The following is a 14,422-nucleotide window of genomic DNA, read 5'->3' as shown; positions in this document are numbered from 1 at the left end:
CTGTTGCTGCCGACTCAGCTGAACATCAGCGCGGTCAGCAGGAAGTCCAGCCCGAGCACGGCCAGCGAGGCCAGCACCACGGTGCGCGTGGTGGCGCGCGAGACGCCTTCCGGCGTGGGCCGTGCCTCGAAGCCCTGGTACAACGCGATGAACGTCACCGCGACCCCGAAAATAAAGCTCTTGATCACCCCGTTGAGCACATCGGCCCGCACGTCGACTCCGCCCTGCATCTGCGACCAGAACGCGCCGGCGTCCACGCCGATCAGTTGCACGCCCACCAGATAACCGCCGAGGATGCCGACCGCGCTGAAGATCGCGGCCAGGACCGGCATGGCAATCACGCCGGCCCAGAAGCGCGGCGCCACCACGCGCTGCAGCGGATTGACGGCCATCATTTCCATCGCGGTGAGCTGCTCGCCGGCCTTCATCAGGCCGATCTCGGCCGTCAGCGAGGTACCGGCGCGGCCCGCGAACAGCAGCGCCGACACCACCGGCCCGAGCTCGCGCACCAGCGAGAGCGCGACCAGCAGGCCCAGCGCCTGCTCGGAACCATAGCGATTGAGCGTGTAGTAGCCTTGCAGCCCGAGCACGAAGCCGACAAACAGGCCCGAGACGGCGATGATCACCAGCGACAGGTTACCGACGAAGAAAACCTGGTCGCTGATCAGCCGCGGCCGACGCAGCAGCGCCGGTGAGAGCGCCAGCATCGACAGGAACATGCGCGCGCCATGACCGGCGCCGGTCACGCCCTCGCGCACGAATGCGCCAATGGCGCTGAAGAACGACGCCACCGCGTTCATCGGCGCCCTCCGGCAAGGAAATCGTCGGCCAGGGTGGGGCCGTTATAGTGAAACGGCACCGGCCCGTCAGCCTCGGCGTGGACGAACTGGTGCACGAATGGGTCCGACGAGGCGCGCAGGGCGTCCGGCTCGCCTTCGGCGGCAATACGGCCATTGGCGATGAAGTAGACGTAGTCGGCGATCAGAAAGGTCTCGTGCACGTCGTGCGACACGATGATCGTGCTGGCGCCGAGCGCGTCGTTGAGGCTGCGGATCAGGCGCGCGGTCAGGCCGAGCGAGATCGGATCGAGGCCGGCAAACGGTTCGTCGTACATCAGCAGCGTCGGATCGAGCGCGATGGCGCGCGCCAGCGCCACACGCCGGGCCATGCCGCCGGAAATCTGCGCCGGCATCAGGTCACGCGCGCCGCGCAGGCCCACCGCGTTGAGCTTCATCAGCACCAGGTCGCGGATCATGGACTCGGGCAGGTCGGTGTGCTCGCGCAGCGGAAAGGCGACATTGTCGAAGACCGACAAGTCCGTGAACAGCGCGCCAAACTGGAACAGCATGCCCATCTGGCGGCGTGCCGCGTACAGGCCGTGCTGGTCAAGCCGGTCGATATCGTCGCCGTTGAACGAGACCTGCCCGCGACGCGCGCGGACCTGCCCGCCGATCAGGCGCAGGACGGTAGTCTTGCCGCAGCCGGACCCGCCCATGACGGCGACCACCTTGCCGCGCGGAAAGCGCATGCTCAGTCCGGAAAGAATCGGCTTGTCGCCGTCCGCGTACGCAAAATCCACGTCATGCAGCACGACGATATCGGGACGCGCGTCAGTGCCGGCCCCGGGGGCGGGAAGCGGTCGGCCGGAAAGGTCGGGAGTGGAAGCGGTCACATTGGCACCGGATTGGACAGGCGGCCATTATAAGGGCTACCACCTAGACGTGCCGGATGCTGTGTGGGTCGCGTTACATTTACACGCGCAGTCATCACTAATGGCAAATTCGCCAATTAGCGATGACCGTCCCATCGGCGGGATCTGCCTCAGGGTTCGCGCCCCTGCGCGGTCTGGCGCAGGATGACCTGCCACTGGATCGATTCGCTGCGGATCGCCACCGCAAAGGCTTCGGGGGAATCGCGCTCGGGCGTCAGCCCGGCCGCCAGCAGGCGCGCCCGGACCTCGCGCTCGGCCACCACGTTGTCGAGCTCGGCGGCCAGGCGGGCCACGATCGCGCGCGGCGTCTTGGCCGGCGCCATCACGCCATACCAGGCCCCCGCCGCGTACCCCTCGAGGCCGGATTCCTGCAGCGTCGGCACCTGCGGCGCCAACGCGGAGCGGGCCACGCCGGTAACGCCAAGCATGCGCAGCGCGCCACTGCGCAAATGGGTCTGCACCGCCGCATAGGAACAGAAACAGGCGCTGATGCGCCCGGCCAGCATCTCCTGCACCACCGCGTTCTCGCCCTTGGCCGCAATCAGCGGCACCGCCCCGTTGGGAACGCCGCGTACCGCGTATTCGGCATACAGGTGGGCGGGGCTGCCGGGCTGGCCGTAGCCGTAGCTGTACGACGCCGGGTTGGCACGCACCGCGGTGCTCCACTGCTGCGTGGTCTGCATCGGCAAGCGGCCGTCGATAACCAGAAACAGCGGCATCGCGGCCACGCGCGCGACCGGCGTGAAGTCGCGCACCACGTCGTAGGGCACCGGTTCCAGCCCGGACTGGATCAGCATGTTGGCCTGGTGGAACAGCAGCGTCTGGCCGTCGGAACTGGCCTTGGCCACCACGTCGCCGGCCATGGTGCCAGCCGCGCCCGGCCGGTTGTCGACTTCCACCGGCACGCCGAAGCGCGCCGCCAGCCGCTCCGCCAGCAGACGGGCGACGGCGTCGGCCACGCTACCGGCCGGAAATGGCACGATCAGGCGGATCGTGCCGGCAGGAAACGCTCCTGGCCGGACCGGATTGGTGGTCGGCGGGATGGCGGCGGCGGTCGTGCCTGCTTGTGCCTGCGCGAGCGCCGGCACAGCCCAGCAGGCCAGGGACAGGATGATGGCAGCGAGCGCAGGCAACTGCGCTTGACCTCGCCAAAGCCGCGTCCAAATGCGTACTTCGGGCATCAATTTCCTCCGGGCCGCGGCATTGCCATGGCTCATGATCGGCTGAAAGGGATAGCGAGGCAGTCTCTTCCCGGGACTCGTCTGGTCTCGTTCGGGGCATTGTACGAACTCGCTCCGGGCCGGCACAGACCACGTAAACCATAGCCGGGTGAACCCCATGGCGGCACGCGAGACGAAAAGGGGCGGGGGCGGTCCTTATAATCGCGCCATGTCCGAATTCATTCTCCGGCACATGACCGGCGCCGACTTGCCCGGCGTGCTCGCCGTGCAGGCACAGTGCTATGGCGACGCCCTGCTCGAGTCCGTCGCCGCGCTCGAAAGCCGGCTCACGCTCTCCCCCGATACCTGCTGGTTCGCCACGCGCGCCGACGGCGTGCCAATGGCCTACCTGCTGACCCACGCGTGGCCGGCGGCCGGCCTGCCCGCACTCGACGGCCGGCTCGTGCGCGACTGGGGCGCGGATGAACCGCTGGTCTGGTTTATCCACGACCTCGCGGTCGCGCCCGCGGGGCGTGGCACCGGCGTGGCGGCACGGCTCTATGCGGCCGCGCACGCGGCGGCCCGGAAGCTGGCGCTGACGCGGTCGCGCCTGATCGCCGTGCAGGCGGCGGCGCCATGGTGGTGCAGGCTTGGGTACGCGCCGGTCGTGGCGCAGGCGCAGTACGCGGCCAAGCTGGCGGCGTATGGAGAGGCAGCCGTGATGATGGAACGGTGCCTGGCGGACGGGCGCGATCGGCGGCAGGATTAGCATGCGCGATCGGCGCGTCCGGTTGGGCGCGTCCGTTGGTCGCCTCCGTTGGGCACGTCCGGTTGGCACGTCCGGTCGGGCGTGGCCGGTTGGCAGGCCCCGGTTGCCCGCCGCTTTGCACTCCCCTTCGCACGCCCCCTCGCGCCAGGCCAGCGGCAGCGCGAGGGCAAAGGCGCGAACACAGACCCGCACCGGGGCCGGCCGCAGCCGGCCCGCGCCGTGTGGCAACGACGCCGGCGGCGACTCAGCGCGGCAGTTCGCTGTGGCCCATCAGGAACGCATCCACCGAACGGGCGGCCTGGCGGCCTTCGCGGATGGCCCATACGACCAGCGACTGGCCACGGCGCACGTCACCGGCGGCAAACACCTTCGGTACGTTGGTGTAGTACGCGCGCTCGCCTTCGGTCGAGGCCTTGGCGTTCTTGCGCGCATCGGTGTCCACACCAAATGCCTCGAGCACCGAACCCACCGGGTTGGTAAAGCCCATGGCCAGCAGCACCAGATCCGCCGGCAGCACGAACTCGCTGTCGGGCACTTCCTGCATGCGGCCGTCCCGCCATTCGACGCGGCACGCCTTGAGCGCCGTGAGCTTGCCGTTCTCGCCGATGAATTCCTTGGTCGCCACCGACCAGTCGCGCGAGCAGCCTTCCTCGTGCGAGGACGACGTGCGCAGCTTGATCGGCCAGTACGGCCACACCAGCGGCTTGTTCTCTTCTTCCGGCGGTTGCGGCAGCAGTTCGAACTGGGTCACCGAGGCGGCGCCATGACGGTTCGAGGTACCGACGCAGTCCGAACCCGTATCGCCACCGCCGATCACGATCACGTGCTTGCCTTCGGCGCGAATGTCGTTCTCGCCGTCGCCGGCCACTTCCTTGTTCTGCGGAATCAGGAATTCCAGCGCGTAGTGCACGCCAGCCAGCTCGCGGCCCGGCACCGGCAGGTCGCGCGGGACTTCGGACCCGCCCGCCAGCACCACGGCGTCGAACTGGTCCATCAGCGCCTGGGCGCTGATGGTTTCGCGCGCATAGTTCTTGATGCCGGCCGGCAGCGCCCCGTCGGTCACCATCACGCCGGGGCGGAACGTCACGCCTTCGGCCTGCATCTGCTCGATCCGGCGGTCGATCAGCGACTTCTCCATCTTGAAGTCAGGAATACCGTAGCGCAGCAGGCCGCCGATGCGGTCGTTCTTCTCGAACACGGTCACGTCGTGGCCGACACGCGCGAGCTGCTGCGCGGCGGCCAGGCCCGCCGGGCCCGAGCCGACCACGGCCACGGTCTTGCCGGTCTTGTGCCGGGGCACCTGCGGCGCCACCCAGTCTTCTTCCCACGCCTTGTCGATGATGGCGTGCTCGATCGACTTGATGCCCACCGGCAGCTCGTTGATGCCAAGCGTGCAGGCGGCCTCGCACGGTGCCGGGCAGATGCGGCCCGTGAACTCGGGGAAGTTGTTGGTCTGGTGCAGCACCTCGATCGCCGACTTCCAGTCCTGGCGATACACGAGGTCGTTGAAGTCCGGAATGATGTTGTTGACCGGGCAGCCGTTGTTGCAGAACGGAATCCCGCAGTCCATGCAGCGCGCACCCTGGAGCTTCGCTTCGCTGTCGGAGAGCGCGAACACGAATTCCTTGTAATGCTTCACGCGCTTGACTACCGGTTCATAGCCTTCGTTCTGGCGCGGAAATTCGAGAAAGCCAGTCGCCTTACCCATGTTGCGTCCTTGGTCTTGCTGGGCGGAGCCGGCACGATGCTGCCAGCCCCGCTGTGAGGTCATAGTCTTGTGGACGCCGCGCGGTGCGCGGCGCCGTTCGTGGCACGAGGGCCCGCCGAGGCTGCTCAGGCGGCAATCGCCTCGCGGTCGCTGTCGCGTGCGGCCTGCTCCTTCGCGTACATCTCGCCCAGGGCGCGCTTGTACTCGGTCGGGAAGACCTTGACGAACTTGCGGCGCGCCGTGGTCCAGTCCGCCAGCAGCGCCTTGGCGCGCTCGGAACCGGTGTAGCGGAAGTGCTGCTCGATCAGGCCGCGCAGGATCGCTTCGTCCAGCTCGCGCTTGCCGTTGAGCTTGTGCCATTGCGCCTGCGGCTGGCCCTTCTCCTGGTCGGCCGCGGCGAGCACGGCTTCCAGTGCCACCATCGACGTATTGCAGCGCTTGTCGAACAGGCCGTCCTCGTCATAGACGTAGGCCACGCCGCCCGACATGCCCGCGGCAAAGTTACGGCCGGTCCCGCCGAGCACGACCACCGTACCGCCGGTCATGTACTCGCAGCCATGGTCGCCGGTGCCTTCCACCACCGCGGTGGCGCCGGAGTTGCGCACCGCAAAGCGTTCGCCGGCGACGCCGTTGAAGAACGCCTCGCCCGCGATGGCGCCGTACAGCACCGTGTTGCCGACGATGATGTTGCGGGTCGGATCGCCACGGAACTCGTGCGGCGTGCGCACAATCACGCGGCCGCCCGACAGGCCCTTGCCGACGTAGTCGTTGCCGTCGCCCACCAGGTCCAGCGTGATGCCGTGCGCGAGGAACGCGCCGAACGACTGGCCGGCCGTGCCTTGCAGCTGGATATGGATGGTGTCGTCGGGCAGCCCCTCGTGGCCGTACTGCTTGGCCACCACGCCCGACAGCATCGCGCCGACCGTGCGGTTGACGTTCTTGACCGGCTGGATGAACGACACGCGCTCGCCCTTGTCGATGGCCGGCCGTGCCTTGGCGATCAGCACATGGTCGAGCGCCTTGCCGGCTTCCGGCGCGAGGCCGTGATCCTGCACGTCGGTGTGGAAGCGCGGCAGCTCCGCCGGGAACGGGGCCTGGTAGAAGATGCGGCTGAAGTCCAGGCCGCGCGCCTTCCAGTGCTCGATGCCGGCGCGCGTATCCAGCAGGTCGGCGCGGCCGATCAGCTCGTCGAACGTGCGGATGCCCAGTTGCGCCATGATCTCGCGCGCTTCCTCGGCCACGAAGAAGAAGAAGTTGACGACGTGCTCCGGCTTGCCCTGGAACTTCTTGCGCAGCGCCGGATCCTGCGTGGCCACGCCGACCGGGCAGGTGTTCAGATGGCACTTGCGCATCATGATGCAACCCTCGGCTACCAGCGGCGCGGTGGCAAAGCCGAATTCGTCGGCGCCGAGCAGCGCGCCGATGACGACGTCACGGCCGGTCTTCATCTGGCCGTCGGCCTGCACGCGGATGCGGTTGCGCAGGCCGTTGAGCATCAGCGTCTGCTGGGTCTCGGCCAGGCCCAGTTCCCACGGCGTGCCGGCGTGCTTGATCGACGACCACGGCGAAGCGCCGGTGCCGCCATCGTGACCGGCAATCACCACGTGATCGGCCTTGGCCTTGGCCACACCCGCGGCCACGGTGCCCACGCCAACTTCCGACACCAGCTTCACCGAGATATCGGAGGCCGGGTTCACGTTCTTCAGGTCATGGATCAGCTGGGCCAGATCCTCGATCGAGTAGATGTCGTGGTGCGGCGGCGGCGAGATCAGGCCCACACCGGGCACCGAATAACGCAGCTTGCCGATGTAGTCGGACACCTTGTGGCCGGGCAGTTGGCCACCCTCGCCGGGCTTGGCGCCCTGCGCCATCTTGATCTGGATCTGGTCGGCCGACGCCAGGTATTCGGCGGTCACGCCAAACCGGCCCGATGCCACCTGCTTGATCTTCGAGCGCAGCGAATCGCCGGCCTGCAGCGGCAGGTCGCGTTCGATCACGTGATCGCCCAGCACGCCCTTGAGCGTATCGCCCTGCTTGATGGGAATGCCGCGCAGTTCGTTGCGGTAGCGCTTCTCGTCCTCGCCGCCTTCGCCGGTGTTCGACTTGCCGCCGATGCGGTTCATCGCCACCGCCAGCGTCGTGTGGGCCTCGGTCGAGATCGAGCCGAGCGACATGGCACCGGTGGCAAAGCGCTTGACGATCGCCTTGGCCGGTTCCACTTCGTCGAGCGGAATGGCGCGCGCCGGGTCGACCTTGAACTCGAACAGGCCGCGCAGCGTCATGTGGCGGCGGCTCTGGTCGTTGATGATGTTGGCGTATTCCTTGTACGTCTGGTAGGCGCCCTTGCCGTCGTCCGCGCGCACCGAGTGCTGCAGCTTGGCCACCGAGTCCGGTGTCCACATATGCTCTTCACCGCGGACGCGGTACGCATATTCGCCGCCGGTATCGAGCATGTTCTCGAGCACGGGGCTGTCGCCGAACGCGTCGCGATGCAGACGCAGCGCTTCCTCGGCAACCTCGAAGATGCCGATGCCCTCGACGTTCGACGGCGTACCGTGGAAGTACTTCTGCACGAGCTCGCGCGACAGGCCGATGGCCTCGAAGATCTGCGCGCCGGTGTACGACATGTACGTCGAGATGCCCATCTTGGACATCACCTTGAACAGGCCCTTGCCGATCGCCTTGACGAAGTTCTTCACGGCCTTGTCGGGCGAGAGGTCGCCGGACAGGCCCGTGGCCATGTCGGCCAGGGTTTCCATCGCCAGGTACGGGTGCACGGCTTCGGCGCCGTAGCCGGCCAGCAGCGCAAAGTGGTGCACCTCGCGCGCGGAGCCGGTTTCCACCACGAGGCCGGTCGAGGTACGCAGGCCCTTCTCCACCAGGTGGTGATGCACGGCCGAGGTGGCCAGCAGCGCCGGGATGGCAACGTGATCGTCATCGACGCGGCGGTCGGAGATGATCAGGATGTTGTAGCCCGAACGCACCGCGTCCACCGCCTCGGCGCACAGCGACGCCAGGCGCGCCTCGATGCCTTCCTTGCCCCACGCGGTCGGATAGCAGATGTTGAGCTCGTACGAACGGAACTTGCCGCCCGTGTAGTGCTCGATGTTGCGGATCTTGGCGATGTCCTTGAAGTCCAGCACGGGCTGGGACACTTCCAGGCGCATCGGCGGGTTGATGTTGTTCAGCTCGAGCAGGTTCGGCTTGGGGCCGATGAACGACACCAGCGACATCACCATGTTCTCGCGGATCGGGTCGATCGGCGGGTTGGTTACCTGCGCGAACAGCTGCTTGAAGTAGTGGTACAGCGTCTTGTTCTTGGACGACAGCACGGCCAGCGGCGAGTCGTTGCCCATCGAGCCCGTGGCTTCCTCGCCCGCGAGCGCCATCGGCGCCATCAGGAACTTGACGTCCTCCTGGGTGTAGCCGAACGCCTGCTGGCGGTCGAGCAGGCGCGCCACCGGCTTCTTCTCGGCGGCCACGTCCTCGGCCTTGGCGTCGAGCTCGTCGAGCTTGATGCGCACGGCATCGATCCAGCTCTTGTAAGGCTTGGCGTTGGCGAGGTTGTCCTTGAGTTCCTTGTCGTCAATGATGCGGCCCTGCTCCATGTCGATCAGGAACATCTTGCCGGGCTGCAGACGCCACTTCTGCACGATGCGCGACTCGGGGAACGGCAGCACGCCGGCTTCCGAGGCGAGCACCACGAAATCGTCCTCGGTCACGTAGAAACGTGCCGGACGCAGGCCGTTACGGTCGAGCGTGGCGCCGATCTGGCGGCCATCGGTGAAGCAGATCGCGGCGGGGCCGTCCCACGGCTCCATCATGGCGGCGTGGTATTCGTAGAATGCGCGACGGTTGTCGTCCATCAGCGTGTGCTGCTCCCACGCTTCCGGGATCATCATCATCATCGCGTGCACGAGCGGATAGCCGGCCATCGTCAGCAGCTCGAGGCAGTTGTCGAACGACGCGGTATCGGACTGGCCCGGATAGATCAGCGGCCACAGCTTGGGCAGGTCGTCGCCGAGCACCGGCGACGAGATCGCGCCGGTACGCGCGTTGACCCAGTTCACGTTGCCCTTGACCGTATTGATTTCGCCGTTGTGGGCGACCATGCGGTACGGGTGGGCCAGTTCCCAGGCCGGGAAGGTATTGGTGGAGAAGCGCTGGTGCACCAGTGCGAGCGCCGAGACGGTGCGCGAGTCCTGCAGGTCGAGGTAGTACTCGCCGACCTGGTTGGCCAGCAGCAGGCCCTTGTAGACCACCGTGCGCGCCGACATCGACGGCACGAAATACTCCTTGCCGTGCTTGAGCTTGAGTGCCTGGATCGCGTGGCTGGCGGTCTTGCGGATCACGTAGAGCTTACGCTCCAGCGCGTCCGTGGTCATGATGTCGCGGCCGCGGCCGATGAAGATCTGGCGGATGACCGGCTCGGTCTTGCGGACCGTCGGCGACATCGGCATGTTGCAGTCCACCGGCACGTCGCGCCAGCCGAGCACGACCTGGCCTTCCAGGCGCACGGTGCGTTCGAGTTCCTGTTCGCAGGCGAGGCGCGATGCATGTTCCTTGGGCAGGAAGATCATGCCGACGCCGTACTCGCCGGCCGGCGGCAGCGTCACGCCCTGGCGCGCCATTTCCTCGCGGTAGAACTGGTCGGGGATCTGGATCAGGATGCCGGCCCCGTCGCCCATCAGCGCATCCGCGCCGACCGCGCCCCGGTGGTCGAGGTTCTCCAGGATCTTCAGGCCCTGGGAGATGATTTCGTGGGACTTCTTGCCCTTGATATGCGCGACCATGCCGACGCCGCACGCGTCATGTTCGTTGGTCGGGTCATAGAGGCCCTGCGCCTGCGGGCGCCCGGCGGCTGCCTCGGTGACGCCCACGGTGGTGTCCACGATGGGGCCCACGGTGACGTGAGCAGGCAGGTCGGAAGAGTGTTGCGAGTGGTCCACGGGCAGAATTCCGGTGAAGGCTGCGCAGCCAGCACGGGCAGACCGGAGGGCGTCGCTGCCGCACCTGGCTCTCAAGGGCCGGTGGCTGGCAACGGGGACCGCAGCGGCGTACACGGGCGTGACGCGCCGCACAATGAATGTGGGTGGAGCAACTATATGAGAATCAGGAATGACTCGCAAAAATATTAAATGGGGTCAGAACATATTTATGGTCGCACCATTTTGAACAGGGTCATTATGTGGGGACAGATTACTCCGGTAGAGGTCTAGGGTGTGAGCTCGACGGCTCGGGCTCCCTTCGACTCACCCTTCGACTCACCCTTCGGTCGCCCCTTCGGCAGCGGCTGCACCCGCCGCGTCGCCTGGCGCTCGAGTTGCGCCAGGAACGCATCGTTGCCCAACGGCCAGCCGCTATGGGCGTGGCGCCGCAAGGTCGCCAGCGTCTGGCCCGAGAGCCCCTCGGCCATCAGTAGCCGATAGTTGGATTGCCGCTCGAAGGGCGTGTTGCCCAGTGCCCAATAGCAGGAGTGATCGCTCACAAATGGACTGGCTTCGATGCCGGCGTGATGCCGGTAGCTGCTCCAAGGATCGAGTTCGGGCGCCGTGATGTCGCCCGCCCGCACGGCGTTGCCTTCGACGTACAGCATGGCCGGCAACACCCACGCCTCGGGCTCGATCACGGCGGAGCGGAAGCGGCCTTCCCAGAGGGTGCCGGTGCGCGCCGCCACGCGGTTGAAATGCCGCGCATAGCGACGGCCCACCGCCTGCATGACCAGGCTCAGCGAGTCCGGCCCTTTGGGCGTGGCCACCAGGTGGATGTGGTTTGGCCGCAGCGCATAGGCATGCACGGCCAGGTCGTGCTCGCGCGCGGCCATGCGCAGGCAGTCGAGGTAGTACGCGTAGTCGTCGGGGCCGAGGAACACTGGCTGGCGGTTGTTGCCACGCTGCAACACGAGCGCCGGCAGACCGGCGGGAGAAAAACGGGGAAGACGGGCCATGCGGAAGGGGGTTCGGGGCGAGCCGGCATCAGCGATGCCGACATGATAGCTCCGGTGCTTCCCGGCGATGCCGGCGCGGAGGCCAATCCGTCCCTATTTTTTCGCCCCTGGGCGGGTCAGTTGCTTTCGCTGACCGCGAAGATGCGCCGGTGCTCGCGAATCGCATAGCGGTCGGTCATGCCGGCGATGTAATGCGCGATCAGGCGCGGCTGGTCGCCGCCATGGCCGGCCTGGTACTGGGGCGGCAACAGGCGGCAGTCGGCCATGAACGCGCCGAACAGGTCCGAGACGATGCGCTGCGCCTTGGCCGACATGCGCATGACCAGGTAATGCCGGTACAGATGCCGGAACAGGAAGCGCTTGAGCGCGGCCGCCTCTTCATGCACCTTGGGGCTGAATGCCACCAGCGGCCGGGCCGCGCGCACCGCATCGATCGACTTCACGCCAGCGGCCGCGATGTTCTGCGTGGTGGTATCGATCAGGTCGACGATCAACGTATTGATCATGCGCCGGACGGTCTCGTTGATGGCCCGACGGCCGTTGATGCCCGGGAACGCCGTCGATACTTCGGCACGATGGCGGGCCCACATCGGCACCTCGTCCAGTTGTTCCAGCGTCAGCAGGCCCGAGCGCAGGCCGTCGTCGATATCGTGATTGTTGTACGCGATCTCGTCGGCGAGGTTGGCCAGCTGCGCTTCCAGCGATGGCTGCGAACCTTCCAGAAAGCGCCGCCCGAGTTCACCGAGCGCGGCCGCGTTGACGCGCGAGCAATGCTTGAGAATGCCTTCGCGCGTCTCGAAGGTCAGGTTCAGGCCATTGAAGCCACCGTAGCGCTCCTCCAGCTCGTCGACCACCAGCAGGCTTTGCAGGTTGTGCTCGAAGCCGCCATGGTTCTTCATGCAGGTGTTCAGCGCATCCTGCCCCGCGTGGCCGAACGGCGTGTGGCCGAGGTCGTGCGCGAGCGAGATGGCCTCGACGAGGTCCTCGTTGAGGCGCAGGTTACGCGCAATCGAGCGTGCGATCTGCGCGACTTCCAGGCTGTGCGTGAGCCGGGTACGGAACAGGTCGCCCTCGTGGTTGACGAAGACCTGGGTCTTGTACTCGAGCCGCCGGAATGCGGTGCTGTGGATCACGCGGTCGCGGTCGCGCTGGAATTCGCTGCGCGACGACGACGCCGGCTCGGCATGCACGCGCCCGCGCGACTGCGCGGAGCGTGCGGCGTAGGGAGCGAGATGGGTTTCGAGATCGGTCATGCGGCAATCCGTGGAGCCAACATTGCAACGTACCAGGGGAAGTTGGCGTTGGGTTCGGGGTTGCGAGGCATGGCCGATCGGTCAGGCGACCGGTGCCTCGGTGGGGGGTTTCAGGATCGCGTGGCGCAGCGTCTCGCGCAGGTCCGCGTCCGGCACGGTGGTAATGAACGCTTCCCCGAGGCGCCGTAACAGGATGAACTTGATGCTCCCGGCCTCGGCCTTCTTGTCCACCTTCATCAGTTCGATATAGCGGTCGGCCCCAAGGTCCGGCGCCACCACCGGCAGCATGGCCGCCTGCGTCAGGGTACGGATGCGTGCGCGCGCCTCCGTATCGATAAAGCCGAGCCGGTGGGACAGGTCGGCCGCCATCACCATGCCGCAGCCCACCGCCTCGCCGTGCAGCCATTCGCCGTAGCCCATGCCGGCTTCGATCGCGTGGCCGAAGGTATGGCCAAAATTGAGGATGGCGCGCAGCCCGCCCTCGCGCTCGTCCTGCGCCACCACGGCGGCCTTGATTTCGCACGAGCGCCGCACCGCCTCGGCCATCAGCTCGGCATCGCACGCGTTCAGCGCGCCGATATGGGTTTCGATCCAGCCAAAGTATCCTGCATCGGCAATGGCGCCGTGCTTGATGACTTCGGCCAGCCCCGCCGCCAGCTCGCGCGGCGGCAGCGTGCGCAGCGCGTCGATATCGGCGATCACCGCGTTGGGCTGGTGGAACGCGCCGATCATGTTCTTGCCGAGCGGATGGTTGATGCCAGTCTTGCCGCCCACCGACGAATCGACCTGCGCGAGCAAGGTGGTCGGCATCTGCACAAACGGCACGCCGCGCATGTAGCAGGCCGCGGCAAACCCCGTCATATCGCCCACCACGCCGCCGCCGAGTGCGATCAGCGTGGTCTTGCGGTCGGCACCCGCCCGCAGCAACGCGTCGAAGATCAGGTTCAGCGTTTCCCACTGCTTGAAACGCTCGCCGTCGGGCAACGTCACCACGCGCACGGTCTTGCCGAGCGATGCGAGCGCGGCCTCGACGCGCGCCGCATAGAGCGGACCCACGGTCTCGTTGGTGACAATGACGGCATGCTGGCCACGCACGTGCGGAGCCAGCAGGTCGGCGCGGCCAAGCAGGCCACCGCCGATATGGATCGGGTAGCTGCGCGCGCCCAGATCGACTTGGAGCGTAATCATGAGTGAGAATCCTGCACTGGCCCGGCATCCGCGTTGGCTTCCGCGTCGGCATCCGCGCCGGGCGCCACCGAGGGCGCCACCGCTGGCACCTTCACGGGCACCTTCACGGGCGCCATCACGGGCACCATCCCAGGCGGTGCCGACGACTGCCCGGACGGAAACACCACACCGGCCATTTCGAGTTGCATGAGAACCATATTAGCAAGCTGTGCCACCGATGGCTTGCCGGTTTCGATAATGAAGTCCGCCACCTCACGATAGAGCGGGTCGCGCTCGGCGTAGAGCGCTTCGAGGCGAGCCTTCGGATTTTCGGTCTGCAGCAGCGGCCGGTTGCGGTCGTGACGCGTGCGTAGCCAGAGATCGTGCGGGCTGGCGCGCAGGTACACCACCGTGCCGTTAGCCTTGAGCGCGGCCCGGTTGGCCTCACGCAATACCGCACCGCCGCCCGTCGCCAGCACGATGCCGCGCCGCCCGGTCAGTTCGGCGATCACCTGCGTCTCGCGATCGCGGAAGCCGGCCTCGCCCTCGTGCTCGAAGATTACCGGAATACGCACGCCGCAACGGGCCTCGAGTTCATGATCGGAATCGAAGAACGGGTAGTCGAGGCGCTTGGCCACGGTACGGCCAACCGTCGTCTTGCCGGCCCCCATCAGACCGACGAAGAACAGGTTGGGGGGAAGATTCGG

General features: G+C 67.0%; 9 protein-coding genes and 1 pseudogene. 1 reads left to right on the top strand and 9 read right to left on the bottom strand.

Annotation, left to right across the window (positions count from 1 at the left end; translation table 11 throughout):
• Positions 1-14: 14 nt before the first annotated feature.
• From mlaE to DFLDMN_RS15700, 3 genes are all read right to left on the bottom strand, one after another.
• Positions 15-800 (bottom strand): lipid asymmetry maintenance ABC transporter permease subunit MlaE, encoded by a 786-nt coding sequence (mlaE, locus tag DFLDMN_RS15710; protein ID WP_423195815.1) that lies wholly within the window; start codon positions 798-800, stop codon positions 15-17.
• Complete coding sequence (locus tag DFLDMN_RS15705) at positions 797-1,597, bottom strand: ABC transporter ATP-binding protein (RefSeq protein WP_423198439.1); 801 nt, start codon at positions 1,595-1,597, stop codon at positions 797-799. Before DFLDMN_RS15705 ends, mlaE begins: the two co-directional genes overlap by 4 nt.
• A gap of 224 nt (positions 1,598-1,821) precedes the next feature.
• Complete coding sequence (locus DFLDMN_RS15700; RefSeq protein ID WP_423195814.1) at positions 1,822-2,892, bottom strand: tripartite tricarboxylate transporter substrate binding protein; 1,071 nt, start codon at positions 2,890-2,892, stop codon at positions 1,822-1,824.
• A gap of 208 nt (positions 2,893-3,100) precedes the next feature.
• On the opposite strand from DFLDMN_RS15700, the gene DFLDMN_RS15695 reads away from it, so the two are divergent.
• Entirely contained in the window at positions 3,101-3,640 is a 540-nt protein-coding gene (locus tag DFLDMN_RS15695) for a GNAT family N-acetyltransferase (RefSeq protein ID WP_423195813.1), read from the top strand.
• A gap of 244 nt (positions 3,641-3,884) precedes the next feature.
• Here the strand turns inward: DFLDMN_RS15695 and DFLDMN_RS15690 are convergent, their stop codons facing one another.
• The 6 genes and pseudogenes from DFLDMN_RS15690 to DFLDMN_RS15665 all read right to left on the bottom strand — a co-directional run.
• Entirely contained in the window at positions 3,885-5,348 is a 1,464-nt protein-coding gene (locus tag DFLDMN_RS15690; RefSeq protein ID WP_423195812.1) for a glutamate synthase subunit beta, read from the bottom strand.
• 125 nt (positions 5,349-5,473) lie between these two features.
• On the bottom strand, positions 5,474-10,141 hold the full coding sequence (locus DFLDMN_RS15685) for a glutamate synthase-related protein (protein WP_423198438.1): 4,668 nt from the start codon (positions 10,139-10,141) through the stop codon (positions 5,474-5,476).
• A gap of 422 nt (positions 10,142-10,563) precedes the next feature.
• Positions 10,564-11,295 (bottom strand): transposase, encoded by a 732-nt coding sequence (locus tag DFLDMN_RS15680; protein ID WP_423195811.1) that lies wholly within the window; start codon positions 11,293-11,295, stop codon positions 10,564-10,566.
• A gap of 116 nt (positions 11,296-11,411) precedes the next feature.
• Positions 11,412-12,548, bottom strand: a complete 1,137-nt coding sequence (locus DFLDMN_RS15675) for a deoxyguanosinetriphosphate triphosphohydrolase (RefSeq protein ID WP_423195810.1) — start codon at positions 12,546-12,548, stop codon at positions 11,412-11,414.
• Between the two features lie 81 nt (positions 12,549-12,629).
• Positions 12,630-13,736 carry a 3-dehydroquinate synthase gene (gene aroB, locus DFLDMN_RS15670; RefSeq protein WP_423195809.1) on the bottom strand — a complete coding sequence of 369 codons (1,107 nt, stop codon included), beginning with the start codon at positions 13,734-13,736 and terminating at the stop codon, positions 12,630-12,632.
• A gap of 140 nt (positions 13,737-13,876) precedes the next feature.
• Positions 13,877-14,386: pseudogene (locus DFLDMN_RS15665) on the bottom strand (shikimate kinase); the annotation flags it as partial.
• Positions 14,387-14,422: the final 36 nt, after the last annotated feature.

Source organism: Cupriavidus sp. H19C3 (assembly GCF_049393815.1).
Classification (GTDB): domain Bacteria; phylum Pseudomonadota; class Gammaproteobacteria; order Burkholderiales; family Burkholderiaceae; genus Cupriavidus.
Note: the sequence above shows the minus strand (reverse complement) of the source record. Positions and strands in the feature narration are given on the sequence as shown.